The organism is Bordetella genomosp. 7 (assembly GCF_002261265.1).
Taxonomy (GTDB): Bacteria; Pseudomonadota; Gammaproteobacteria; order Burkholderiales; family Burkholderiaceae_B; genus Bordetella_A.
In genome coordinates, this window is sequence record NZ_NEVK01000003.1 from 516106 (window position 1) to 540015 (window position 23910).

Annotated in this window: 23 protein-coding genes; 16 read left to right on the forward strand and 7 right to left on the reverse strand. The window is 65.8% G+C overall.

All coding sequences use genetic code 11. The features are described from left to right. The first annotated feature begins 12 nt into the window (after positions 1-12). The 8 genes from CAL19_RS04855 (at position 13) to recO (ending at position 8236) form a co-directional block, all read left to right on the forward strand. The gene (locus CAL19_RS04855; RefSeq protein ID WP_026640369.1) at positions 13-513 is read left to right on the forward strand and encodes a sigma-E factor negative regulatory protein; all 501 of its coding nucleotides are present in this window, start codon (positions 13-15) and stop codon (positions 511-513) included. A gap of 50 nt (positions 514-563) precedes the next feature. Beyond that, a complete protein-coding gene (locus tag CAL19_RS04860) occupies positions 564-1568 on the forward strand; it encodes a MucB/RseB C-terminal domain-containing protein (RefSeq protein WP_051423828.1) in 1005 nt (334 codons plus the stop codon). A gap of 42 nt (positions 1569-1610) precedes the next feature. After that, positions 1611-3077 (forward strand): DegQ family serine endoprotease, encoded by a 1467-nt coding sequence (locus CAL19_RS04865; RefSeq protein WP_026640371.1) that lies wholly within the window; start codon positions 1611-1613, stop codon positions 3075-3077. A 234-nt stretch (positions 3078-3311) separates the two neighbouring features. After that, complete coding sequence (gene lepA, locus CAL19_RS04870) at positions 3312-5105, forward strand: translation elongation factor 4 (protein ID WP_026640372.1); 1794 nt, start codon at positions 3312-3314, stop codon at positions 5103-5105. An 18-nt stretch (positions 5106-5123) separates the two neighbouring features. Beyond that, entirely contained in the window at positions 5124-6008 is an 885-nt protein-coding gene (gene lepB / locus CAL19_RS04875; RefSeq protein ID WP_026640373.1) for a signal peptidase I, read from the forward strand. 2 nt (positions 6009-6010) lie between these two features. Beyond that, entirely contained in the window at positions 6011-6769 is a 759-nt protein-coding gene (gene rnc / locus CAL19_RS04880) for a ribonuclease III (protein WP_026640374.1), read from the forward strand. After that, complete coding sequence (gene era / locus CAL19_RS04885) at positions 6766-7656, forward strand: GTPase Era (RefSeq protein WP_026640375.1); 891 nt, start codon at positions 6766-6768, stop codon at positions 7654-7656. The genes rnc and era overlap by 4 nt, the downstream gene beginning before the upstream one ends. Then, the gene (recO, locus tag CAL19_RS04890) at positions 7649-8236 is read left to right on the forward strand and encodes a DNA repair protein RecO (protein ID WP_026640376.1); all 588 of its coding nucleotides are present in this window, start codon (positions 7649-7651) and stop codon (positions 8234-8236) included. Before era ends, recO begins: the two co-directional genes overlap by 8 nt. Positions 8237-8275: 39 nt before the next feature. Here the strand turns inward: recO and CAL19_RS04895 are convergent, their stop codons facing one another. From CAL19_RS04895 to CAL19_RS04915, 5 genes are all read right to left on the reverse strand, one after another. Then, positions 8276-8965, reverse strand: coding sequence for a PliI family lysozyme inhibitor of I-type lysozyme (locus tag CAL19_RS04895; protein WP_094796156.1), 690 nt, complete (start codon positions 8963-8965; stop codon positions 8276-8278). Positions 8966-9189: 224 nt separating this feature from the next. After that, complete coding sequence (locus CAL19_RS04900; protein ID WP_026640377.1) at positions 9190-9900, reverse strand: Bax inhibitor-1/YccA family protein; 711 nt, start codon at positions 9898-9900, stop codon at positions 9190-9192. Between the two features lie 116 nt (positions 9901-10016). Beyond that, positions 10017-10406, reverse strand: a complete 390-nt coding sequence (locus CAL19_RS19670; protein ID WP_094796157.1) for a hypothetical protein — start codon at positions 10404-10406, stop codon at positions 10017-10019. Between the two features lie 20 nt (positions 10407-10426). Beyond that, entirely contained in the window at positions 10427-10861 is a 435-nt protein-coding gene (locus CAL19_RS04910; protein ID WP_026640379.1) for a DNA polymerase III subunit chi, read from the reverse strand. Between the two features lie 102 nt (positions 10862-10963). Then, positions 10964-12460, reverse strand: a complete 1497-nt coding sequence (locus CAL19_RS04915; RefSeq protein ID WP_094796158.1) for a leucyl aminopeptidase — start codon at positions 12458-12460, stop codon at positions 10964-10966. 54 nt (positions 12461-12514) lie between these two features. Between CAL19_RS04915 and lptF the strand changes: the two genes are divergently transcribed. Next, on the forward strand, positions 12515-13615 hold the full coding sequence (gene lptF / locus CAL19_RS04920) for an LPS export ABC transporter permease LptF (RefSeq protein WP_094796159.1): 1101 nt from the start codon (positions 12515-12517) through the stop codon (positions 13613-13615). 7 nt (positions 13616-13622) lie between these two features. On the opposite strand, the gene CAL19_RS04925 is transcribed toward lptF, so the two are convergent. Beyond that, on the reverse strand, positions 13623-14543 hold the full coding sequence (locus CAL19_RS04925) for a LysR family transcriptional regulator (RefSeq protein ID WP_026640382.1): 921 nt from the start codon (positions 14541-14543) through the stop codon (positions 13623-13625). A 141-nt stretch (positions 14544-14684) separates the two neighbouring features. On the opposite strand from CAL19_RS04925, the gene CAL19_RS04930 reads away from it, so the two are divergent. From CAL19_RS04930 to CAL19_RS04945, 4 genes are all read left to right on the forward strand, one after another. Continuing rightward, entirely contained in the window at positions 14685-15902 is a 1218-nt protein-coding gene (locus CAL19_RS04930; protein WP_094796160.1) for an ABC transporter substrate-binding protein, read from the forward strand. A 76-nt stretch (positions 15903-15978) separates the two neighbouring features. Further along, positions 15979-17472 (forward strand): CoA-acylating methylmalonate-semialdehyde dehydrogenase, encoded by a 1494-nt coding sequence (locus CAL19_RS04935; protein ID WP_026640384.1) that lies wholly within the window; start codon positions 15979-15981, stop codon positions 17470-17472. A gap of 324 nt (positions 17473-17796) precedes the next feature. After that, entirely contained in the window at positions 17797-18741 is a 945-nt protein-coding gene (locus CAL19_RS04940; RefSeq protein ID WP_026640385.1) for a CysB family HTH-type transcriptional regulator, read from the forward strand. A 187-nt stretch (positions 18742-18928) separates the two neighbouring features. Further along, complete coding sequence (locus CAL19_RS04945; protein ID WP_026640386.1) at positions 18929-19240, forward strand: DUF2325 domain-containing protein; 312 nt, start codon at positions 18929-18931, stop codon at positions 19238-19240. A gap of 60 nt (positions 19241-19300) precedes the next feature. Here the strand turns inward: CAL19_RS04945 and CAL19_RS04950 are convergent, their stop codons facing one another. Beyond that, positions 19301-19930, reverse strand: a complete 630-nt coding sequence (locus CAL19_RS04950; protein WP_094796161.1) for a C40 family peptidase — start codon at positions 19928-19930, stop codon at positions 19301-19303. Between the two features lie 37 nt (positions 19931-19967). Here CAL19_RS04950 and CAL19_RS04955 point away from each other — a divergent pair, with 37 nt between their 5' ends. The 3 genes from CAL19_RS04955 to CAL19_RS04965 are packed head-to-tail and all read left to right on the forward strand — an operon-like array spanning position 19968 to position 23769. Then, entirely contained in the window at positions 19968-22025 is a 2058-nt protein-coding gene (locus CAL19_RS04955) for a propionate--CoA ligase (RefSeq protein ID WP_283162334.1), read from the forward strand. Next, a complete protein-coding gene (locus tag CAL19_RS04960) occupies positions 22022-22429 on the forward strand; it encodes a heme-binding protein (RefSeq protein WP_026640389.1) in 408 nt (135 codons plus the stop codon). The genes CAL19_RS04955 and CAL19_RS04960 overlap by 4 nt, the downstream gene beginning before the upstream one ends. Beyond that, on the forward strand, positions 22426-23769 hold the full coding sequence (locus CAL19_RS04965) for an MFS transporter (RefSeq protein ID WP_094796163.1): 1344 nt from the start codon (positions 22426-22428) through the stop codon (positions 23767-23769). The genes CAL19_RS04960 and CAL19_RS04965 overlap by 4 nt, the downstream gene beginning before the upstream one ends. The last annotated feature ends 141 nt before the right edge of the window (positions 23770-23910 follow it).

Consider the following 23910-nt stretch of genomic DNA (forward strand, 5'->3'; position numbering starts at 1 on the left):
GGAGCGGCAGTCATGCAATCAACAGCCAAATCTGCGGTAGAAGCCGATATATCCCTCGAGGAATCGGTTTCCGCCTGGATGGACGGCGAAACGTCCGAAGATATTTTTCCCGATCTCGGCACTGCGCAAGGCCGTCGTACCTGGGACACCTACCACCTGATAGGCGATGTGCTGCGCAATGCCGACCTGGCCGTGAGCCCCAGCGCCGGTTTCCAGGCGCGTCTGGCGCGCGCGCTCGATGCCGAACTGCCCATCGTGGCTCCGCAGCGGCGCCGGTCGCCGCTGCGCATGGGCCTGTCGGGGCTGGCCGTGGCCGCCGCCGTGGCCACGGTAGCCTGGGTGGCGCATCCCTACGTCATGGGCGGCGCCAGTCGCCCCGCCGACACCCCCGTACTGGCCGACGCCTCGGGTGGCGAAGCGCCGGTCCTGCGCGACTACCTCGAAGCCCATCGCCAGATGGCTGGCCCCAGTGCGGTGCGGCAGGTCTCGTTTGATGGCGGAGCAGGACGTTGATCGCACAGCTGCAAGCGTTCTGTCGGCCCGCACCTGGCCGCGGCGTGCGGATGCGCAGGCCGCTGCCGGCCGCTGGCTGGGCCCTGGCTGCGATGTTCCTGGTTGCGCTGGGCACTGCCCACCAGGCCGCCCGCGCCGCCGACCAGGCCCCGCAGGCAGGCTCGCTGCAACTGCTCTACGACATCCAGCAGGCCGCGCGCAAGCACGATTACTCGGGCGTATTCCTGTATCAGCAGGGCGAAACGATCCAGTCGTCGCGGCTGGTGCATGTCATCGACGGCACCGGCGAGCGCGAGCGCCTCGAAGTGCTCGACGGCCAGCCGCGCGAGTACCTTCGTCATAACGACGAGATCCAGTGCCTGATTCCCGAGCGCAAAACCGTGCTGATGGAGCCGCGGCGCGGCGACCGCTTCCCGGGGTTGCTGCTGGGCAATCCCACCGACCTGGCCCAGCACTACAACATCCGTGCGCAGGACAAGCTGCATCGCGTGGCCGACCGCCAGTGCCGGGTCATCGCCATCGAGCCGCGCGACAACCTGCGATACGGCTATCGCCTGTGCGCCGACGTGGCCACCAATCTGTTGCTCAAGGCGCAGACGGTCGACGCCGATCGCGGGGTGCTCGAGCAAGTGTCGTTCACGTCCATCCGCCTGGGCGGCGAGGTCGATTCCGCAGAGCTTTCGTCGCGCTGGAACACCCGCGACTGGAAGGTGCTGCAGCCGCGCATCGAACCCGTCGACCTGGCCGCGCAGGGCTGGCGCATTCCCGCGCCCAAGGGGTTTGTCGCCGTCATGCAGGTGACTCGGTCGATGGGCGCCAACAATGTAAGCCAGCTGGTCCTGTCAGACGGCCTGGCCGCAATTTCCGTGTTCATCGAACCTTACGACAACCGGCGCGGCCATCCGTTGTCGTCGGGGGCGGTGCGTCGCGGCGCCATCAATATCTACGGCACGCGAATTGCCGATTACTGGCTCACGGCGTTGGGCGAAGTGCCCGCCCAGACGCTCGAACAACTGGCTACAGCCACCGAATACGTGCCTGTCACGTCGAAATAACAATAAGCCTGCAAAAGGTTGGGGAATTTTCGGAGTTCTCTTATGCAAAAGCTTTCAGTGTCGATGTCTTTTTTCCGGCGCTTCTATTTTGCGCTGCTTGCCAGCCTGATGCTGGCGGCGGCCTATGGGCCCGCGCAAGCCCAGACCTCGGCCGCGCCCACGGTGGCGCTGCCTGACTTCAGCGCCATTGTTTCCAAAGTCGATCCGGGGGTGGTCAATATCCGCACCACCGCGAACATCCCGGTGCGCACGCCCGGGCGCGGCAACGACCCGTACGAACTGTTCCGCTGGTTCTTCGGTCCCGACTTCCAGCCGCCGGGCATGCCGCAGCAGCCGCAGATGCCCCGCCAGGCGCCTGAAGAGCGCAAGGTTCCCCGTGGCCTGGGTTCCGGGTTCTTCATTTCCGAAGACGGCTATATCCTCACCAACAACCACGTGGTGGCAGAAGCCGCCGATATCTACGTCACGCTCACCGACGGCCGCGAATTCAAGGCCAAGGTCATCGGCACCGACGAGCGCACTGACGTCGCGCTGATCAAGATCGACGCCAAGGGCATGACGCCGCTGGCAATCGGCGATCCCAACCTGCTGAAAAAGGGTCAGTGGGTGCTGGCCATCGGGTCGCCGTTCGGGCTCGATTCCACCGCCACGGCCGGTATCGTCAGCGCCATCGGACGCGACACCGGCGAATACCTGCCGTTTATCCAGACCGACGTGGCCGTGAACCCGGGCAACTCCGGCGGCCCCTTGCTCAACCTGAATGGCGAAGTGGTCGGGATCAACTCCCAGATCGTGTCGCGCAGCGGCGGCTTCATGGGCATTTCGCTGGCTATTCCCATCGACGAGGCCATGCGCGTGGCCGACGAGCTGCGTGAAAGCGGCAAGGTGACGCGCGGCCGCATCGGCGTGCAGATCAGCGAAGTGGGCAAGGAAGTCGCCGAGGCGATCGGCCTGCCCAAGGCCGAGGGCGCGCTGGTCAGCAACGTCGAGGCCGACGGGCCCGCCGACGACGCGGGCGTCAAGCCCGGTGATGTCATCACCTCGTTCCATGGCGAAACGATCAAGCGTTGGTCGGACCTGCCCCGTATCGTGGGCGAAACCAAGCCGGGCACCCGTACCGAAATGGAAGTGTGGCGCCGTGGCAAGACCGTGACCCTGTCGGTGCGGGTGGGCGAGCTGAGCGCCAGTTCCGCCACCGCTTCGGCCGAGGCCCCGGTCGAGCGTGAATCCGCCGGCAACGCGCTCGGCCTGCGCGTGGTCGATGTGCCGGCCGACTTGCAGAAGCGCCTGGGCATCAAGGGTGGCGCGCAGGTGCGCAGCGTCGAAGGCACGGCGGAAGCGGCCGGCCTGCAGCCCGGCGACATCGTGCTGGCCGTCAACAATACCGATGTGTCCGACGCGGCCCATTTCAACAAGCTGGCCGACAAGCTGCCCAAGGGCAAGGCGGCTGGCCTGCTGGTGCGTCGCGGCGAGCTCACCCAGTGGGTGGCCGTAGAACCCGCGAAATAGTCGTTGCGGTATTGCGTCAGTCGGCGCCCCAGCCGGGGCGCCGAGCAAAATCGGGCGGCTACGGCGCCTACGCGGCGGCGCGAACCGTATAAAATAGCCAGTTGCCGCAAAAGGGGCGCCCAGCGCCCCTTGTTTTTGGCCGGTTGCCGCGGGCTTGGCCTGCGTTTGCGCCATTTCGGCGTTTTATCCGTGTCGCGTCCCCAGGCACGGCTTTGCTCCTGATAAGCCCACCGTATGCAGCATATTCGCAATTTCTCCATCATCGCCCACATCGATCACGGCAAATCGACCCTGGCCGATCGCCTGATCCAGCGTTGTGGGGGCTTGGCGGCGCGCGAAATGTCTACGCAGGTGCTCGACTCGATGGATATCGAGCGCGAGCGGGGCATCACCATCAAGGCCCAGACAGCCTCGCTGCAATACCAGGCCCAGGACGGCAAGACTTACCACCTGAATCTTATCGATACACCGGGGCACGTCGATTTCTCGTACGAAGTCAGCCGTTCGCTGTCGGCCTGCGAAGGCGCCTTGCTGGTCGTCGATGCATCGCAGGGGGTCGAGGCCCAGACCGTAGCGAACTGCTACACCGCCATCGAGCTGGGCGTCGAAGTGCTGCCCGTGCTTAACAAGATGGACCTGCCGCAGGCCGATCCGGATGCGGCGCGCCAGGAAGTCGAAGACGTGATCGGCATCGACGCCTCCGAGGCGGTGCTGGCCAGCGCCAAGACCGGCATGGGCATCGACGAAATTCTCGAAACCATCGTGGCGCGCGTGCCGCCGCCCAAGGGCGATCCGTCCGCGCCGCTGCAGGCACTGATCATCGATTCCTGGTTCGACAACTATGTGGGCGTGGTCATGCTGGTGCGCATCGTCAACGGCGTGCTGCGTCCCAAAGACAAGATCCTGCTCATGGCTTCCGGGGCCACGCATCTGTGCGAGCAGATCGGCGTGTTCACGCCCAAGTCCCAGCCGCGTACCGAACTGTCGGCGGGCGAAGTGGGTTTTGTCATCGCCGGCATCAAAGAACTGGCCCACGCCAAAGTGGGCGACACGATCACCCTGGCCGGCAAGGCCGCCAGCGCCCCGCTGCCGGGGTTCAAAGAGGTCAAGCCGCAGGTTTTCGCGGGCCTGTATCCGGTAGAAAGCTCCGAATACGACCAACTGCGCGACTCGCTCGAAAAGCTCAAGCTCAACGACGCCGCGCTGATGTTCGAGCCCGAGGTGTCGCAGGCGCTGGGCTTCGGTTTCCGTTGCGGGTTCCTGGGCCTGTTGCACATGGAAATTGTGCAAGAGCGCCTGGAGCGCGAGTTCGACATGGACATCATCACCACCGCGCCGTCGGTCGTGTACGAAGTCGAGCAGCGCGACGGCTCCATCGAAGTCATCGACAGCCCGGCGCGCATGCCTGAAGTGGGCAAGATCAACGATATCCGCGAGCCCATCGTCAAGGTCACCCTGTTCATGCCCCAGGAATACGTGGGGCCCGTGATGACGCTGTGCAACAACAAGCGCGGCGTGCAGATCAACATGAGCTATCACGGCCGCCAGGTGCACCTGACATACGAAATCCCGCTGGCCGAGATCGTGCTCGATTTCTTCGACAGGCTCAAGTCGGTATCGCGCGGCTACGCTTCCATGGACTACGAGTTCCTGGAATACCGCTCGGCCGATGTGGTGAAGGTCGATCTGCTCATCAATGGCGACAGGGTCGACGCCCTGGCCATGATCGTGCACCGGGCCAACGCGCGCTATCGCGCCCGCGACGTGGTTACCCGCATGCGCAGCCTGATTCCCCGCCAGATGTTCGACGTGGCCATCCAGGCGGCCATCGGCGCCGAGGTCATTGCGCGCGAAAACGTCAAGGCGCTGCGCAAGAACGTGCTTGCCAAATGTTATGGCGGCGACATCTCCCGCAAGAAAAAACTGCTCGAAAAACAAAAGGCCGGCAAGAAGCGCATGAAGCAGGTCGGCAGCGTCGAGATCCCGCAAGAAGCCTTCCTGGCCATCCTGCAAGTCGAAGACAAGTAGCAAAAAAGGGCGCCTTAAATGAGCTGGAACTTCGCACTCATACTTTTTGTGCTGCTGGTGGTAACCGGCATTATCTGGGCGCTGGACGTGGCCGTGCTGCGGCGGCGTCGCGCCCAGCGGGCGCAGGCGGCTGCCGCCGGCGTAGACACCGCCTACACCACCGACGCGCAAGAAGCCGAGCGCATGCGCCAGGCCGCCGCCGCCTCGGCGTCGCGCGTGCCATGGTGGGTGGAATACGCCGTCAGCTTTTTTCCGGTGATCCTGTTCGTGTTCGTATTGCGTTCTTTCGTGGTGGAGCCGTTTCGCATCCCGTCGGGGTCGATGCTGCCCACGCTGCAATCGGGCGACCTGATCCTGGTGAACAAATTCACCTACGGCATACGCCTGCCCATCATCGACAAGAAAATCATCCCGGTGGGCGAGCCGCAGCGTGGCGACGTGGCGGTGTTCCGTTATCCGGTCGACCCGGACGTGGACTACATCAAGCGTATCGTCGGGCTGCCCGGCGACGAAGTCGCCTATCTGGACAAAAAGCTCTACGTCAATGGCAAGCTGGTGCCGCACGAGCGCGACGGGCAATACTTCGAGCCCGACCGTGTTTCGTATATTGCGCAATATAAAGAAAAATTAGGCGAAGTTAGCCACCAGATACTGCTTGATGAAGACAAATCGCAGATCTACGGGCCCATCTGGAAGTTTCCGGGGCTGGACCACTGCGCTTACGCCCGTAATGGAGTACGCTGCAAAGTACCCGAAGGGCATTATTTCGCCATGGGCGACAACCGGGACAATAGCGCGGACAGCCGCTACTGGGGGTTCGTCCCTGACGGTAATATCGTCGGGAAGGCATTCTTCATCTGGATGAACTTCAGCGACCTGAGCCGCATCGGCAGCTTTAACTGAACATGTCCCTCGCCACGCTGGAAACCCGCCTGGATTACCGCTTCGGCAGCGCGGCCCTGCTCGAGCAGGCGCTCACGCACCGCAGCCACAGCGCTCGCCACAACGAGCGCCTGGAATTCCTGGGCGATTCCGTGCTGAATTTCGTGGTGGCGGCCATGCTGTACGAACGTTTTCCCAAGCTCGACGAAGGCGACCTGTCGCGCCTGCGCGCCAACTTGGTCAAGCAGGCATCGCTGGCGGATATCGGCCAGCGCCTGGAATTGTCGCAGCACCTGCGCCTGGGCGAAGGCGAACTGAAAAGCGGCGGCTTTCGCCGGCCGTCCATCCTGGCCGATGCCGTCGAGGCGATTTTCGGGGCCGCGTTCCTTGACGGCGGCTTCGAGGCGGCACGCAAGGTCATCGTGCGGCAATACCAGCCGGTGCTGGCCAGCGTCGATCCCCGGACGCTGGGCAAAGACGCCAAGACCCTGCTGCAGGAATTCCTGCAAGGGCGCAAGCTGGCGCTTCCGCAGTACACCGTCGTGGCCACGCATGGCGCTGCGCACAGCCAGCAGTTCGAAGTCGAATGCGCCATTCCGGCGCTCGAGATAAAGGTGGTGGCGCCCGGCGCCAGCCGGCGCGCCGCCGAACAGTCCGCGGCCAAGCTGGCGCTGGAGGCCGCCCAGGCGGCCAGCCCCGCGCGCGCCACGCGCAAGCCCGGCAAGGCCCGCAAAACCGCGCAATTGTCACTGCCCGTGGCAGTGGCCCAAGAGGTCAAATGAGCAATACCCCTTTCCGAGCCGGGTTCATCGCCGTGGTCGGGCGCCCCAACGTGGGCAAATCCACCCTGACCAACGCCCTGATCGGGTCGAAAATTTCCATTGTGTCGCGCAAGGCGCAAACCACGCGGCATCGCATCCACGGCGTGCTGACGCGCGAGCACGAGCAATTCGTGTTCGTCGACACGCCGGGGTTTCAGACCCGCCATGGCGGCGCCATGAATCGCATGATGAACCGGGTCGTGACGCAGGCGCTGGCCGAAGTGGACGTGGTTGTGCATGTGGTCGAGGCCGGCAAGTGGACCGACGGCGACGCCCAGCTGCTGCCGCTGTTGCCGGATGCCCGCCGCACCATCCTGGTGGTCAGCAAGATCGACGCGCTGAAGCGGCGCGACGAGCTGTTTCCCTTTGTGTCCCGGATCGTGGCGCAGCATGCCTACGATGCCGTCGTGCCGGTCAGCGCGCTGAAGGATCAACAGCTGGACCAGCTGCTCGACGAGATCGCACGGCGGCTGCCCGAGGGCGAACCGATGTTCGAAGAGGATACGCTCACCGACCGTCCGGTGCGGTTCATTGCCGCCGAACTGCTGCGTGAAAAGATCTTCCGCCTGGTCGGCGATGAACTGCCGTATGGCTGTACGGTTGTCATCGAGCAATGGGAAGAAAACGACAAGAGCGCGCGCGTGGCGGCCTGTGTGGTGGTCGAGCGCGAAAGCCACCGGCCCATTCTGCTGGGCGCGGGCGGCGGGCACATGAAGCGCATCGCGACCGAAGCGCGCCAGGACATCGCCAAGTTGCTCGACAAGCCCGTGCACCTGGAGGTGTACATCAAAGTGCGCAAGGGTTGGTCGGAGCGCGAAAGCGCCTTGCGCGATCTGGGCTATGAGTAAAAGGGCGCACCGCGTCCTGGATTGCCCCGCCTACATGCTCCACGCCACCGCGTGGCGCGAAACATCGCTGATCGTCCAGAGTTTTTCCCGCGAGTATGGCTGCGTGGCCCTGGTGGCCAAGGGCGCCAAGCGGCCTTATTCGGTGCTGCGTCCGGTGTTGTCGGCATTCCAGCCGCTTACCCTGTCGTGGAGCGGGGCGGGCGAGGTCAAGACCCTTACCCGCGCCGAAGTGGCGGGCCTGCGGCCGCTGGCGGGCACGGCCCTGATGTCGGCCTGGTACATGAACGAACTGTTGCTGCGCCTGCTGCCGCGCGAAGATGCGCATCCCACGCTGTTCGACGCCTACGACACGGCCCTGCACCAGTTGGCGAGCGGCAGCCGCGCGGCGGGCGCCTTGCGGCGCTTTGAATGGACGCTGCTGCGCGAGACAGGCTACGGCATTGACGAGGCGGAACCCGATTTCAACGACCCGGCGATCGAGCCGGCCCTGCGGCGCGACCTGCGCGAACGGCTGGCGGCCAACCTGGCCGGGCGGCCCCTGGCGACTCGCCGCGTGCTGCTGGATCTGCAACGGCTCTAGCGCCATCGCGCGGTAACGTCGGCCTTGCCGCTGCGGGCCTCAGGGCGTTTTCGACAGCTCCGGCATCCACTGCAGCTTTTGCCCATCCAGGATCTTGTAGACGTCCACCGTCAGGTAGTTGCCCGACCCGGCGGTTACCAGCGTAACGGCCAGCTCGGGCTGCCCGTCGCCGTCCATGTCTTTGAATTCCGCTTGCCGCAATTCGCCGTCGCGCGGGCGGATGATGCCATCGGCATAGTCGCCGACAGACAAGTCGCGGTACAGACGCACGCTGTACGTGCCGATCGAGGCAGGCTCGGCGGTTTCCTGGGCGACCACAATCGAGGCAGGCCCTGCTCCCAGCGGCACCACGATGGGTTGCGGCGCGGCCGCGTCGGCGGGGCTGGGGGAGCCGGCCCATTCGACCACACTGGCGCGATGGGTGCGGCGGTCGACCAGGCACAGCAGGGTTTGCGCCGCCCCTTGCATGTGGGGCTGCGGCGCCCGCCCTCGGATCAGCAGCGCGGTCTGGCCGGATTGGTCGTCGAACTGCATGGGCATGCCCACTTGTTCGGTGCTGCCCAGGCCCGAGGCCTGTGCGCACAGGCGCAGCGCCTTGTCTTCTTGCTGCTGCCATGCGGCCGGCGAGCTGGCGTGGGCATCGTGTACAAACAGCGCGGCCGCAAGGGGCGCTGCGGCGAGTGCGGCGGCAAACGGCAACGAGGCCGGGGCGTGGCGGCGTTGGGGCATGCGGGTGCTCGTGTAGCGTAAGGAAGCGCCCATGATGAACCACGGGCGGCAGCGTGTCCATGGGGCTGCGGGCCGACGCCTGATTGCCCGCCGATGGCGGCCGCCGGCCGGCAGCCCGTGACGCATCGCGGCCGCGGCGTGCCCACGCGCAGGGAAAGCGCGGGCGGCAAAGGAAAAGGGCCCGCACATGGCGGGCCCCCAGGATTGCCGGTTGCCGTGGCAGGTTATTCGCGGTCACCGCCGAAGATGCCCAGCAGCATCAGCAGGTTCGAGAATACGTTGTAGACATCCAGGTAGATGGCCAGCGTGGCGGAAACATAGTTGGTTTCGCCGCCGTTGACCACGCGCTGCAGGTCTACCAGCATGAACGCCGAGAAGATCACGATGGCCAGGACCGAGATCGTGAGCATCAGCGCGGGCATTTGCAGGAAGATGTTGGCCAGGGCCGCCACCAGAATGACCACGGCGCCGGTGAACAGCCATTTCTGCATGCTGGACAGGTCGCGCTTGATGGTGGTGGCCAGCGTGGCCATTGTGCCGAACACGACGGCCGTGCCGCCGAACGCGGTCATGACCAGCTGCGCACCGTTGCCCATGCCCAGCACGAAGCCCAGCAGGCGCGACAGCATGACGCCCATGAAGAACGTAAAGGCCAGCAGCAGCACGACGCCGAGCGAGCTGTTCTTGTTTTTCTCGATGGCGAACATCAGGCCGAAGGCGCCGACCAGGAAGATGATGGCGGACAGCCCGGGGCTGGTCATCATGATCTGGTTCACGCCGGTCTGCAGGCCGACGGCCGCGCCCAGCACGGTGGGGATCAGCGACAGCGCCAGCAGCCAGTACGTATTGCGCAACACTTTGTTGCGCACGACCTCGCCAGCCGTGCCGGCGTACGCGCCTGAGCGGTTGAAGGGGGAAGGACGGTATTCGTTCATAAACGGCTCCTGTGGGCGGCTAACGGTTTGCCCTGTGCAATTAGATAGCTAGGATACCTTACAGTTCCCTGAAAAATCCACTCGCATAGCGGACAACGGGGGCGGCAGGCATGGATTCAGCCCGGGCGCACGGCACGGACGGCGCGCTCGATCAAGGCGGGCAGTTCGGCCTCCATGCGGGCCCGCAGTCCGGCCGCCGCGTCGTCGATGGCGTGCTGCAAGGCCTGTTCCAGCTCGGCCTGGAGGGCCGAGCGCAATACTGCATCGGCGCCGGCCGTGGCGGTTCCGGCAGCCGCCGCCGCGCTCCAGGCGGCATGGGCTGCGTCGGCTCCGCCGGCCGCATCCGATGGCAGCGCCGAAGACGGTGTATCGGTGACCTGGGTCAGGATGGGCACCTGGGGCTGGGGGCGGGCCTGCTCTGCCGGCGCGGGCTGCGTGGAGCCCAGCGTGGGCTCGGCCCGCTGCGTCAGCGTAGGAATGCCAGGGTCGGAATAGTGGTGGGGCATGCGGGGCTCCGGATGGCGGCCTAGGACGCGCGGCCGGCCAGGTCGTGGCTGTGGGGCGTATGCCCGGCGGCGACGTAGGCGCGCCACCGCTGGCGTGCCGCCTGCCGATCGGCAGGGTCGTCGGATACGATTTCCAGTACGCGCATGAATGCATCGTACCCAGGCGGGCAGGCGTCGTCCAGATTGAGCAGCCAGCATTCGTCGCGACCGGCCGGGCTGGGTGTGGCGGCGGTCAGCGTGACCGGCGTGTCGGCGGCCAGAGGATCCGTGGCCAGCACATGGGGCACAAAAGAGATGTCGTCGAAGGCCCACAACATGCGGTCGAACGCGGCCAGACGGACGCTGTCCGAGCAATACACCACCAGCTGCTGGCCTGCCTGGTAGCGCTTGCGGGCGGCATGGCAGGCGGCCCGCAGGCGATCCGGGGCGCCGAAGGCAAAGTCGATACGGGTCATGGAACAAGCCGGCGCCGGGCCGGCGCCGCGGCGCGAGCCGCGCCAGCCGCCGGATGGGCGGCCGGGCGGGCTAGCCGCGGCGTGGATACCGGCGCGTTCACGTCAGGCCTGGTCGAGCAGGAACTGCATCAGCAGCGGCACGGGGCGGCCCGTGGCGCCCTTGTCTTTGCCGCCGCGCCAGGCGGTGCCCGCGATGTCGAGGTGAGCCCAGCGATACGCCTTGGCAAAGCGCGACAGGAAGCAGGCCGCCGTGACGGAACCGGCCGGCGGGCCGCCGATATTGGCGATGTCGGCGAAATTCGACTTGAGCTGGTCCTGGTAGGCGTCTTCGAGAGGCATGCGCCAGGCCGGGTCGAGCGCCTGCCGGCCCGCGGCCAGGAGTGCGTCCGCCAGCGCGTCGTCTTGCGTGAACAGGCCCGTGTTGACGTGGCCCAGCGCCACCACGCACGCGCCGGTGAGCGTGGCGATGTCGATCACGGCCGATGGCTTGAAGCGTTCGGCATACGTGAGCGCGTCGCACAGCACCAGCCGGCCTTCGGCGTCGGTGTTGAGGATTTCGATGGTTTGCCCCGACATGCTGGTGACGATGTCGCCCGGCTTGTTGGCCTTGCCGCTGGGCAGGTTCTCGCACGCGGCAATGAGACCCACCACGTCGACCGGCAATTCGAGTTCGGCCAGCGCCCGGAAGGTGCCCAGCACGCTGGCCGCGCCGCACATGTCGTACTTCATTTCGTCCATCGTGGCCGCAGGCTTGAGCGAAATACCCCCGGCGTCGAACGTGATGCCTTTGCCCACCAGCACGACCGGGCCGTTCTTGGACTTCTTGGCGGCCTTGGCGGTGTGGCGCAGCACGATAAAGCGCAGCGGCTCGTCGGAGCCGCGCGCCACCGACAGGAACGAGCCCATGCCCAGGGCTTCGACCTGCTTGCGGTCGAGCACCTCAACTTTCAGCGACTTGAATTCACGGGCCAGCTTCCTGGCGGTTTCGCCCAGGTAAGTGGGGGTGCAGACATTGCCCGGCAGGTTGCCGAGCGTGCGGGTGAGTTCCATGCCGCGCGCAATGGCGCCGCCTTCCCGCAGGCCTTGCTGGGCCTGGGTGGCGTCGCTGCGCTCGACCACTTGCACGATTTTCTTGAGCTTGGGCCGCGCGTCGCGATCGGGTTTGCCCAGGGTGGCATCGTAATGATAGGTGGCCGCGCCGGCGGCGATGGCGGCCGCGCGGGCGCGGGCGCGCACCGGAACGTCGGCGATGGGGTTGGCCGCCAGGGTGGACACCGCTTCGGTGATGCGGGCCGCCACGCAGGCCGACGCGAACCCCTGTTCGGCGGCGGAATGCGCGCGCGCGTTGTAGTCGCTTTGCTTGCCCAGGCCCACCAGCACGATGCGCTGCGCCGACACGCCGGGCAGCGCGCGCAGCACCAGGGTGGCGCCGGCGCGACCGCGGAACTCGTTCTTGACGACCTGGCGCACGACGCTGTTGCTGGCGCGATCGATGACATCGGCGGCCGGGCTGAGTTCGCCGTCGGCATACACGCCGATGCCCAGCGCGGCTGTCTTGATTTGATGCAGGGAAGCTGTGGTCTGTGTGCTAAATTCCATGGAGGATTCCCGTGTGCGTGGTGCAGTGCGGTTGATTATCCCGCATATTCTCACATGTCTCTATTCAAACGGTCTGTCGTCGCCGAGATCACCAGCCACGCGGGCGTGGTGTTCTCGACGCTGGTGGTGGTATGGCTCAGCGTGCTGCTGGTGCGATTGCTGGGCGAGGCGGCAGGGGGCACTATCGGGGCCGACGTCGTGCTTGGCCTGGCGGCCTTTTCCACGATTACCGCATTGCCCACGGTGTTGTCGGTGTCGTTGTTCATTGCGGTGCTTACTACCGTTACGCGCAACTATCGCGAATCCGAAATGGTGGTGTGGTTCGCCAGCGGCCTGTCGCTCGCCGACTGGCTGCGACCCGTGATGCGCGTGGCGCTGCCCACGGCGGCGCTCGTCGCAGTGCTGACGCTCCTGGCGTCGCCATGGGCGTATCGCCAGATCGCCGAATATCGCGAACGCTTCGAGCAGCGTTCGGACCTTTCCAAAGTCACGGCCGGCCAGTTCGCCGAATCGGGCGATGGCCAGCGGGTTTTCTTTGCCGAAGAGCCCACGCGCGAGGGCGACGAACTGGGCGCGGTGTTCGCGCGCGAGACAGGGCCCGAATGGCATAGCGTCATGACCGCCAGCAGCGCGCGCATCGAAACCGAACCCAACGGCGACCGCTTCCTGGTGCTGGGCGCGGGGCACCGCTACGACCTGAAGCCGGGCACGCCCGAGATCCGCCTGGTGGATTTCGACCGCTATGGCATGCGTCTGGAAAGCAAGTCGGGCGACCCGTTGGCCGAAGCCCGCGCGGCCGCAGAGCGGTCCAGCAAGGCCCGCCCCACCATGCAGCTGATTGCCGACGATACCGATAGCGCCTGGGCGCAGATCATGTGGCGGATTTCACTGCCGCTGGCCGCGCTGAACCTGGCATTGCTGGCGATTCCGCTGGGTGCGGTCAATCCGCGCCTGGGGCGGTCGGGCGACCTGCTGATTGCCGGGCTGGTGGGCCTGCTCTACATGAACGTGATCAACCTGTCGCGCGCGTGGATCAGCAGCGGCAAGCTGCCGTTCGGGGTAGGCGTGTGGGCGGTGCACGCGGTGGTGCTGGCGCTGGCGGCCTATTTGCTGATACGCCGCCTGCGCGTGAAAGCGCCGCGCCAGGCAGCCTGAGCCCGCGCTACGGCAGGTAGCGCATGGCGCCGCGGCGGCCGGCCAGCAGGGGGGCATTGCGGGCGATCGAACGCCGCATGAAATCCCATAGCACCGACATGCGCTTGAGCTTGTGCAAGTCCTCGTGGCAGTACATCCAGAAACTGCGGGTGATGATGACGTCGTTCTCCAGCACGGGCAGCAGCCGCGCATCCTGTGCGGCGATAAAGCAGGGCAGGATGGCCAGAGACCGCCCCTGCAGCGCGGCATGGTATTGCGCCACGACACTGGTGCTGCGCAGCACGACGCGGCTGTCCGGCAACAGGTCTTCCAGATAGCGCAGGCGCTCGCTGAACAGCAGTTCGTCCACATAACCGATGAAGGTGTGGCCCGCCAGGTCCGCGCGACTGGCGATGGGGGCGTGGCGGCCCAGGTATTCGGGCGTGCCATACAGGCGCAGGGTGTAGTCGCACAGCTTGGTGCACACATACGGTCCGCGTTGCGGGCGCTCGATGGTGATCGCCAGGTCGGCCTCGCGTTTGGACAGGCTGACAAACCGGGGTACCGGCAGGATATCGAGCGTGATGTGCGGGTAGCGGCGCTGGAAGTCGGCAGCCAGCGGGGTCAGCACATAACTGCCGAACCCTTCGGTCGCGCCAATGCGCAGATGGCCCGACAGGGCCTGGCCGATACCCGACAGGTTTTCGCGCGCGCTCTGCATGGCGCTTTCCATCTGTTCGGCATAGACGAACAGGCGCTGGCCGTCTTCGGTCAGCATGAAGCCGCTGCTGCGCGATTTTTCGAACAGCAGTGTGTCGAGTTCCGCCTCCAGCGCGCGTATGCGGCGCCCCACCGTGGTGTGCTCGACGCCCAGCCGGCGGGCCGCGGCGCTGATGCGCTGGGTGCGGGCCACCTCCAGGAAATACCGTAATCCATCCCAATCCAGCAAAGCGGGCTCCTTTGGGCATTTATGCACAACGAATGTGCAATTTGTGCTGTTGCCTGGGGATTTTTACACATCTACACTAAGTCAGCCCTCGGGCGGCTGCAAAGCCCGGGCGACAACACTAATAATTCACCGGAGACAAACATGACGATGCACGCTCGCGGGCTGGCCGCCGGGTTATGCCTGGGCGCCTTGCTGGCCGGTCCAGCCGTGGCGGCCGACAAGCCGGCCGTGAAAATCGGTGTCCTTACCGACATGTCGGGAACCTATGCCGCAATGGGAGGCCCCGGCTCGGTGGCCGCTGCCCAGCTGGCCATCGACGATTGCCTGGCCGCCGAGTGCAAAGGCATGACGATCGAACTGGTTTCCGCCGACAACCAGAACAAGGCGGACGTGGGCGCAGCCCGGGCGCGCGAATGGTTCGACCGTGACGGCGTGACCGCCATCGCGGACTTGACCAATTCGGCGGTGGCGCTGGCCGTGCAGGGCATTGCCCGCGAGAAAAACAAGGTGGTGCTGTTTTCCGGTCCGGCCACCACGGCGTTGACCAACAAAGAATGCTCGCCGCTCGGCTTTCACTGGATGTTCGACACGTATTCGCAATCGGCCGGCGGCGCCAAGGCCACGGTGCGGGCCGGCGGCAAGACCTGGTACTTCATTACCGTGGACTACGCGTTCGGCCATTCGCTGGAAGCCGATACGTCCAAGGCTGTAAAGGCGCTGGGCGGAGAAGTGGCCGGCTCGGTGCGCCACCCCCTGAACGCGCCAGATTTCGCCTCGTACCTGCTGCAGGCCCAAAGCTCCGGAGCACAGGTCGTGGCGCTGTCCAACGGCGGCCAGGATACGGTCAATGCCGTCAAACAGGCGCGCGAGTTCGGTATCGTGGAAGGCGGGCAGCGGCTGGTGTCGCTGCTGATCTTCCTGTCGGACCTGCGCGCGCTGGGGCTGGAAAACGCGCAGGGCCTGTCGTACGTGGATGGCTTCTACTGGGATTACGACGATGCCACGCGCAACTGGTCGGCGCGCTTTGAAAAGGCGTTCCGCGGCCTGAAGCCGACCATGACGCAGGCGGGCGTGTATTCCAGCGTGCTGCACTATCTGCGCGCCGTGGCCGCCACGGGCAGCACCGACGGCAAGGTGGTCGCCGACAAGATGCGCGAGCTGCCGATCAAAGATCCGATCATGCGCAACGCCAGCATCCGCCCGGATGGGCGGGTGATCCACGACATGTATTTGTACGAAGTGAAAAAGCCCGGTGAATCCAAGGGCGGCTGGGATTATTCCAAGCTGGTTGCCACGATTCCCGCCGAAGAGGCCTTCCAGCCGCTGGCCGACTCCACCTGCCCGCTGCTGAAACCGTAAAGCGGCTGCCGGGGGCAGGCCGGGGGGCCGGCTCCTGGGGCCGGCCGCATCCCGTCTTTTACTAGGAGCAACCCCCATGAGTGCAGTCCCCACCGTACCGCTGTTGATCGGCGGCAAGCTGATCGAATCCAAAACCTCGGAGTGGCGCGACGTGATCGACCCGGCCACCCAGCAAGTAGTGGCCCGGGTGCCATTCGCCACGCGCGAAGAACTGGACCTGGCGGTGTCCAATGCCAAAGAGGCTTTCCAGACCTGGCGCAATACCGGGCAGGGCGCCCGCATGCGCGTGATGCTGAAGCTGCAGCAGCTGCTGCGCGAGAACACCGGCAAGCTGGCCGAAATGATTACGCGCGAACACGGCAAGACGCTGCCCGACGCCGAGGGCGAAGTCGGCCGCGGCCTGGAAGTGGTCGAGCACGCGTGCTCGATTGCCAGCCTGCAGCTCGGCGAATACGCAGAAAATGCCGCGGGCGGCATCGATGTCTACACGCTGGTGCAGCCGCTGGGCGTATGCGCGGGCATCACGGCGTTCAACTTCCCGGTGATGCTGCCTTGCTTCATGTTCCCGATTGCCGTGGCTTGCGGCAACACGTTTGTGCTCAAGCCTTCCGAGCAGGATCCGTCGTCGTCGTTGTTCCTGGCGCAGCTGGCGCTCGAGGCCGGCCTGCCGCCGGGCGTGCTGAACGTGGTGCACGGCGGGCCCGACATCGCCAACGGCCTGTGCGAACATCCGGACATCAAGGCCGTCTCGTTCATCGGCTCCACGCGAGTAGGGTCGGAAATCTACCGTCGCGCGTCCGATGCGGGCAAGCGTTGCCAAGCCATGATGGGCGCCAAGAACCATTGCGTGATCCTGCCCGACGCCGATCCCGAAGTCGCGCTGAACCAGTTGCTGGGTGCCGCCTTTGGCGCGGCGGGGCAGCGCTGCATGGCCGCATCGGTAGCCGTGCTGGTGGGCGAGGCCCGCAACTGGCTGCCGGATTTCGTCGAGCGCGCCAAGCGCCTGAAGGTCAATGCCGGCACTGACCGCGAGGCCGACCTGGGGCCGCTGGTGTCGCCCGGCGCCCGGCAACGCGTCGAAAGCCTGATCCAGAAGGGCGTGGACGAGGGCGCCCGACTGTTGCTGGACGGCCGGAACATCAAGGTGCCGGGCTTCGAGAAAGGCAACTTCGTCGGGCCCACGGTGTTCGATGGCGTGTCCGAAAACATGACGATCTACACCGAAGAGGTGTTCGGTCCGGTATTGAGCGTGGTGGGAGTCGACACGCTGGAAGAAGCGGTGGCGTTCATCAACCGCAACCCCAACGGCAATGGCGTCGCGTTGTTTACGCAGGACGGCGGCGCGGCGCGTTACTTCCAGAACAATATCGACGTGGGGCAGGTGGGCATCAATATTCCCATTCCGGTGCCCGTGGCGTGGTTCAGCTTTACCGGTTCGCGCGGATCCAAGCTGGGCGACCTGGGGCCCAACGGCAAGCAGGCCGTACAGTTCTGGACCCAGACCAAGACGGTGACGGCCCGCTGGTCTGCCCATGGCCGTGCGGTGAACACCACCATCTCGATGCGCTGAACCGCGCGGCGATCCGGCGCCCGCGGGCGTCGGATCGCCGCTGTGCCGGCGGTTCCGGCTGTTCCGGTGTCTGACACCATCGGTGTCAGACACCCCCGCCGCCCGTCGCCGTCCGGGACGTTCCTCGTTGCCAGGTTCCGGTGTCTGACACCGACGGTGTCAGACACCCCCCGCCGCTCGTCACCGTCCGGGGCGTTCCCCGTTGCCCGGTTCCGGTGTCTGACACCGTCGGTGTCAGACACCCCCTCGGTGTATAGTTATTACTATAAATAATATAGAGCTGGTTCTATATTACTTATAATTGGCCCTCTAACAGGGGCCACTATGAACCTGCAGCAATTCCGTTTTGTACGTGAAACCATCCGGCGCGACTTCAACCTGACCGAAGCCGCGCGCATGCTGTATACGTCGCAGCCCGGTGTTTCGAAGGCCATCATCGAGTTCGAAGACGAGCTGGGCATCAAGATCTTCGAACGCCACGGCAAGCGCATCAAGGGCCTGACCAAGCCGGGCCTGGCCGTGTCGCAGGTAATCGACCGCATCATGCGCGAAGTCGACAACCTGAAGAAGGTCAGCGACGAGTTCGCCCGCCGTGACGAAGGCGGCCTGGTCATCGCCTGCACCCATACGCAGGCCCGATACCTGCTGCCGCGCGTCATTCCCGCTTTCCGCAAGCAGTTTCCCAAGGTGCACCTGTCGCTGGCCGAAGGCAGTCCCGCGCAACTTGCCGAGATGGTGCTGCATGAACAGGCCGACCTGGCCGTGGCCACGGAATCCCTGGCGCTGACGCCTGGCCTGGCGACGTTGCCGGTGTACACGTGGGAACATACGGTCGTGGTGCGTCCGGACCACCCCCTGTGCGAGTTGACCAGCAGCGAAGCGCGCAACCTGACACTGGCCCAGCTGGCCGAGCATCCCATCGTGACCTACGACCGCGCCTTTACCGGCCGCACCACCATCGACGAAGTGTTTGCCAGCCAGGGCATCCACCCCGACATCGTGCTTGAAGCGATCGATGCCGACGTCATCAAGACCTATGTCGATGTGGGGCTGGGCATAGGCATCATCGCCGGCGTGGCGTATGACCCGCGCCGTGACGCCAACCTGGTGGGTCTGCCGGTGGGGCACCTGTTCGGCACCCACACCACGCGCGTAGGCGTGAAGGCGGGAGTCTTTCTGCGCGATTACGTCTACACCTTTCTGGAAATGATGGCCCCGGCGCTCACGCGCGATGTGGTCGCCGACGCGGTGCAGGGCCAGGGCGCCTGATTCCGCATTGCGCAGTCTGCCAGCCGGCCCCTTGCGGGCCGGTTTTTTTTTGCCCCTGGCACGGTCGATGCTATGCCCGGGAGCAGGGCGATAAAAATAATTAAATAAGAACCGATCTCATTTAAGTTGACTAAAAAATAGGAATCATTATCATTAACTCCGGTTCAACGAATCCGGGACAGACATCATGACATCAGCACTCAGTGCGGTAGTAGTGGGAGCAGACAGGCTGGGCAATATCCCCGAGCTGCTCAAGGGCCACAATATTGCTATCACGCACCACATCAGCGGTCGTGATCCGTCGCACCAGAAGAAAACGCTGCAGCTGCCTTCGGGCACCCAGCTGGTCATTTTGCTGACCGACTTCCTGGGGCACAACGTAATGAAGACCTTCCGCAACGCCGCGCAGCGCGGCGGCATCCGCGTCGTGGCCTGCCGCCGGTCGGTCTGCAGCATGAAGCAGGCATTGCAGCAATGCGGCCTGTGCACGATGCATTGACCAGAAGGGTGGGGCCGGGCCACACCCGGCCTGCGCGGCCGACGTGGGCCGCAATCCGCGCTAGCGGGCGGGCGCCGCGGCCAGCCGGTCGATGTCCAGGCGGCGCGCCCCGTTATAGCGCTTGGCCCAGTAGGTCAGGGTCATTTTCTCGATGCGCACCACACCGCCCGCGCTGGGCGAGTGCACGAAGCGGTTGTCGCCCAGGTAGATGCCCACGTGCGAATAGCGCCGGCCCAGGGTGTTGAAGAACACCAGGTCGCCGGGCTGCAGCTGTTTTTTTTCTATCGAGGTTCCCATCAGCGCAATGGCCGAGCTGCTGCGCGGCAGCTTCATGCCCAGGGCCTGCTGCGCCGCATACGACACCAGCCCGCTGCAATCGAAGCCCGTGTCGGGAGACGAGCCGCCGTACCGGTAGGGCACGCCCAGCTGGTCCAGGGCGGCGCTGATGAGCGGCTCATGGGCGGCCTGTTGCTGGCGGGTCAGCTTGCGCGTGACGAGCGCGCCGATCGGGTCGGCCGACGCAGACGCCGCGGCCAGATCCTGGGCGTCGAGGATGCCGGGGTCGGCCACGGGCCGCAGTTCAGGCGCGGCGCAACCGCCCAAGGCCAGGCACAGCGCCAGCAGCCACGCCCGCCGGCCGGGCTGGCCGCGGTAGGGTTTATCGTGCGCTGCGGTGAAATACCGTTGCATGCCCGCCTGAGCGAGGCGCCTGGCCCCACGGATCGTGATGGAAGTGGCCGCGATTCTAGCAAATGACCGGCATTGCGGCGCGGCCGCACATGGGGAATTCCCCAATTCGCAAGGCAAGCCTGGTGCAAGCTTTAGCGGCCAAAATACGCCGTTAGAGGCCGAAGACGCCCGCTTACGGAGAGCACGTCCGTCAACGGAGACACGCATGCAGAAAACCCGCGACTTCCATCGCCGCTCTATCGACAATCGCGACGCATTCTGGCGCGCCGAGGCCGAGCGCATCCATTGGGAAATCCCGTTCGAGCAGGTGCTCGATTTTTCGCGCCCGCCGTTCGCCCGCTGGTTCGTCGGCGGCCATACCAACCTTTGCTACAACGCCGTCGATCGGTGGCTGCCCCAGCAGGCCGACCGGCCGGCGCTGATCTGGGTGTCTACCGAGGTCGATCGCGAGCGCGTCTATACGCGCCGCGAGCTGTACGAAGAGGTGAACGCGGTGGCCGCCATGCTGCGCCAGCAGGGGGTGGGGCGCGGCGACCGGGTACTGCTGTACATGCCCATGGTGCCCGAGGCAGTGTTCACCATGCTGGCCTGCGCCCGGCTTGGGGCGGTGCATTCGGTCGTGTTCGGGGGCTTCGCCTCGGTGAATCTGGCGCAACGCATCGACGACGCCACGCCCAAGGTCATCGTGTCGGCAGACGCCGGATCGCGGGCGGGCAAGGTAGTGCCCTATAAGCCCTTGCTCGACAAGGCCCTGGCCTTGTGCGCGCACCCGCCGGGCTCGGTCATCGTGGTGGACCGCGGCCTGGCAGACGCCGAGCGCCAGCCGGGCCGCGACCTGGACTATGGCGAACTGCGCGCGCGTCATCAAGGCGCCCACGTGCCGGTCCAGTGGCTCGAATCGTCCGAGCCGAGCTATATCCTGTATACGTCCGGCACCACGGGCCGACCCAAGGGCGTGCAGCGCGACGTAGGCGGCTATGCAGTGGCGCTGGCGGCGTCGATGGAATATCTGTTCGACGGCAAGCCGGGCGACACGTATTTCTGTACCAGCGACATCGGCTGGGTGGTGGGCCATTCGTACATTGTCTATGGGCCGCTCATAGGCGGCCAGGCCACCATTCTGTACGAAGGCACGCCCGTGCGCCCGGACGGGGCTGTGTTGTGGCAGCTGGTCGAGCGCTACGGCGTCAATACACTGTTTTCCGCGCCCACCGCCGTGCGGGTGCTCAAGCGCCAGGCCCCGGAACTGCTGTCGCGCCACGATCTTTCCAGCCTGCGCGCCGTGTACCTGGCCGGCGAACCCCTGGACGAGCCCACCGCGCAATGGATTTCGCAGGGCCTGGGCAAGCCCATCATCGACAACTACTGGCAGACGGAGTCGGGCTGGCCCATCTTGTCGGCCCAGCCTGGCGTGGAGCGCGTGCCCACGCGCTTCGGCAGCCCGTCGTTTCCGGTTTATGGCTTCGATGTGCGCATCGTCAGCGAAACCACGGGCGAAGATCTTGCACCCAATGAAAAAGGCGTGGTGGCCATCGCGCCGCCGCTGCCGCCGGGCGCCATGTCCACCGTCTGGGGCGATGACGAGCGCTTCGTGCAGACTTATTTCTCGTCCATTCCGGGCCGCCAGCTGTATTCCACGTTCGACTGGGGGCGCGTGGACGACGACGGCTACTGGTTCATTCTGGGGCGCACCGACGATGTGATCAATGTCGCGGGCCACCGGCTGGGCACCCGCGAAATCGAAGAGTCCATCAACAGCCATCAGGCAGTGGCCGAATGTGCCGTGGTTGGGGTGGCCGACACGCTGAAAGGCCAGGCGGCCGTGGCGTTTGCGGTGCTGAAGAATCCGGCTATGGCCGCCACGCCCGACGACGCCCTGGCGCTCGAAGGCGATATCATGCGCGTGGTGCAAGAGCAGCTGGGCGCCGTGGCCCGGCCGGCGCGCATCCGTTTCGTGGCGGCCCTGCCCAAGACCCGTTCCGGCAAGGTGCTGCGCCGGGCCATCGTGGCCGTCTGCGAAGGGCGCGACCCCGGCGATCTCACCACCATCGAAGATCCGTCCTCTCTCGAGCAAATAAAGGAATCGCTGCAATGAACACCAAACCCGCACTGACCGCCGAAGACGTCAAGAAGATCCTGGCCGCCGCCGAGGCGCACGCCGCAAAGAACGGCTGGGCCGTGACCATCGCCGTGGTCGACGATGGCGGACATGCGCTGGGTCTGCTGCGCCTGGATGGCGCCCCGCCGATCTCCGGCCACATCGCGCCGGCCAAGGCGCAAACCGCCGCGCTGGGGCGGCGCGAGTCGCGCGTCTATGAAGAGAACATCAACAACGGCCGGTATTCCTTCCTTTCGGCGCCGCTTCTGCAGGGCATGCTCGAAGGGGGCGTGCCCATCGTGGCCAACGGCACGGTGGTCGGCGCGGTGGGCGTGTCGGGCGTGAAATCTTCCGAAGACGCCGATATCGCGCGCGTCGGCATCGCGGCACTGGGACTGTGACGCGGCCCCTGCCAGCCGAGCCGGCCGGCCTTGCGGCCGGCAGCCCGGCTGCGGGCTGGACGAACCTGCTCAACCCCGGAGTCCGGCGTCGCGAGATCTGGGCCTGGGCGATGTATGACTTCGCCAATTCCGGGTACACCACCGTCATCCTCACGACCGTGTTCAGCACGTATTTCGTGGGCGTGGTGGGCCAGCGCGCCGATTGGGCCACGCTGGCGTGGACGGCGGCATTGTCGTTGTCGTACCTGGCCATCATGCTCACCATGCCGGCGCTGGGGGCGCGGGCCGATGCGCGGGCGGCCAAGCGGCGGTTGCTGTTCGCCAGCACCGTCGGCTGCGTGGCCGCGACCCTGGTGCTGACCCAGGCCGAGCCCGGCGACGTCTGGCTGGCGCTGGCCGCCGTGGCGCTTTCCAACTATTGCTATTGCGTGGGCGAGTCCGTGGTGGCCGCCTTTCTGCCCGAGCTGGCCCGGCCTGCGGCGCTGGGGCGCGTGTCCGGATGGGGCTGGAGCTTCGGCTATTGCGGGGGCATGCTCACGCTGGGGCTGTCGCTGGCGTTCGTGACGTTCGGCGAGGCGCGCGGCATGCAGGCCGCGCAGTATGTGCCGTGGGTCATCGTCATCACCGCAGTGGTGTTCGCGCTGGCCGCGTTGCCGTCTTTTTTCCTGCTGCGCGAGCGGGCGGTGCCGCACGACATGGCGCTGCGGGCGCCCAACATGCTGCGCCGCCTTGCCGCGGCGTGGCGCGACACGGGCGCGCACTACCCCGAATTCCGCCGCCTGCTGATGTGCGGGGCCTGCTACCAGGCCGGCATCGCGGTCGTCATCACGCTGGCGGCGGTATATGCCGAGCAGGTCATGGGGTTCACCCTGCCGCAGATCATGTTGCTGGTGTTCACGGTCAATATCGGCGCGGCTGGCGGGGCCTTCGGCTTCGGCTACCTGCAAGACCGCATCGGCCACAAGCGCGCCCTGGCGGTCACGCTGGCCGGCTGGATCGTCATGGTGCTGGTGGCCTATGCCGCCGTGACGCCTGCCGTGTTCTGGGCCGCGGCCATCCTGGCCGGGTTGTGCATGGGCACCAGCCAGAGCGCGGGCCGCGCCATGGTCGGAGCGCTGGCGCCATCCGCGCGGCTGGCCGAGTTCTACGCCTTGTGGACCTTCGCAGTGCAGCTCGCCGCCGTGGTGGGGCCGCTGACCTACGGCGTGGTCACCTGGCTGACCGGCGGCAACCATCGCCTGGCCATTCTGGTCACCGGCCTGTTCTTCGTGGGCGGGCTGATCCTGCTGTCGCGCGTCGATATCCGGCGCGGCTTGGCCAGGAAAGCGCTGCAGGGCTGAACCTGCCTGGCAGCGGCTGGTATCCTAATAAAGTCGCCGCCGGCCACACGGGCCGCGGCGCCTGTGCCCGCCTGCCGCGTAAGGTGCCCGTAAGAGCGCGGCGATACGGTTGGGCATAGGCAGCTGGTCATAATTTGCCAA

Coding starts and splice junctions, on each gene's coding strand:
- CAL19_RS04910 (WP_026640379.1), bottom strand. CDS start 10,861: ATGACCCGTATCGACTTTGCCTTCGGCGCCCCGGATCGCCTGCGGGCC.
- CAL19_RS04935 (WP_026640384.1), top strand. CDS start 15,979: ATGAGTGCAGTCCCCACCGTACCGCTGTTGATCGGCGGCAAGCTGATC.
- CAL19_RS04960 (WP_026640389.1), top strand. CDS start 22,022: ATGAACACCAAACCCGCACTGACCGCCGAAGACGTCAAGAAGATCCTG.
- CAL19_RS04900 (WP_026640377.1), bottom strand. CDS start 9,900: ATGAACGAATACCGTCCTTCCCCCTTCAACCGCTCAGGCGCGTACGCC.
- CAL19_RS04955 (WP_283162334.1), top strand. CDS start 19,968: ATGGAAGTGGCCGCGATTCTAGCAAATGACCGGCATTGCGGCGCGGCC.
- lepB (WP_026640373.1), top strand. CDS start 5,124: ATGAGCTGGAACTTCGCACTCATACTTTTTGTGCTGCTGGTGGTAACC.
- CAL19_RS04930 (WP_094796160.1), top strand. CDS start 14,685: ATGACGATGCACGCTCGCGGGCTGGCCGCCGGGTTATGCCTGGGCGCC.
- CAL19_RS04865 (WP_026640371.1), top strand. CDS start 1,611: ATGCAAAAGCTTTCAGTGTCGATGTCTTTTTTCCGGCGCTTCTATTTT.
- recO (WP_026640376.1), top strand. CDS start 7,649: ATGAGTAAAAGGGCGCACCGCGTCCTGGATTGCCCCGCCTACATGCTC.
- CAL19_RS19670 (WP_094796157.1), bottom strand. CDS start 10,406: ATGCCCCACCACTATTCCGACCCTGGCATTCCTACGCTGACGCAGCGG.
- CAL19_RS04950 (WP_094796161.1), bottom strand. CDS start 19,930: ATGCAACGGTATTTCACCGCAGCGCACGATAAACCCTACCGCGGCCAG.
- lptF (WP_094796159.1), top strand. CDS start 12,515: ATGTCTCTATTCAAACGGTCTGTCGTCGCCGAGATCACCAGCCACGCG.
- CAL19_RS04855 (WP_026640369.1), top strand. CDS start 13: ATGCAATCAACAGCCAAATCTGCGGTAGAAGCCGATATATCCCTCGAG.
- CAL19_RS04915 (WP_094796158.1), bottom strand. CDS start 12,460: ATGGAATTTAGCACACAGACCACAGCTTCCCTGCATCAAATCAAGACA.
- lepA (WP_026640372.1), top strand. CDS start 3,312: ATGCAGCATATTCGCAATTTCTCCATCATCGCCCACATCGATCACGGC.
- rnc (WP_026640374.1), top strand. CDS start 6,011: ATGTCCCTCGCCACGCTGGAAACCCGCCTGGATTACCGCTTCGGCAGC.
- CAL19_RS04860 (WP_051423828.1), top strand. CDS start 564: ATGCGCAGGCCGCTGCCGGCCGCTGGCTGGGCCCTGGCTGCGATGTTC.
- era (WP_026640375.1), top strand. CDS start 6,766: ATGAGCAATACCCCTTTCCGAGCCGGGTTCATCGCCGTGGTCGGGCGC.
- CAL19_RS04945 (WP_026640386.1), top strand. CDS start 18,929: ATGACATCAGCACTCAGTGCGGTAGTAGTGGGAGCAGACAGGCTGGGC.
- CAL19_RS04940 (WP_026640385.1), top strand. CDS start 17,797: ATGAACCTGCAGCAATTCCGTTTTGTACGTGAAACCATCCGGCGCGAC.
- CAL19_RS04895 (WP_094796156.1), bottom strand. CDS start 8,965: ATGCCCCAACGCCGCCACGCCCCGGCCTCGTTGCCGTTTGCCGCCGCA.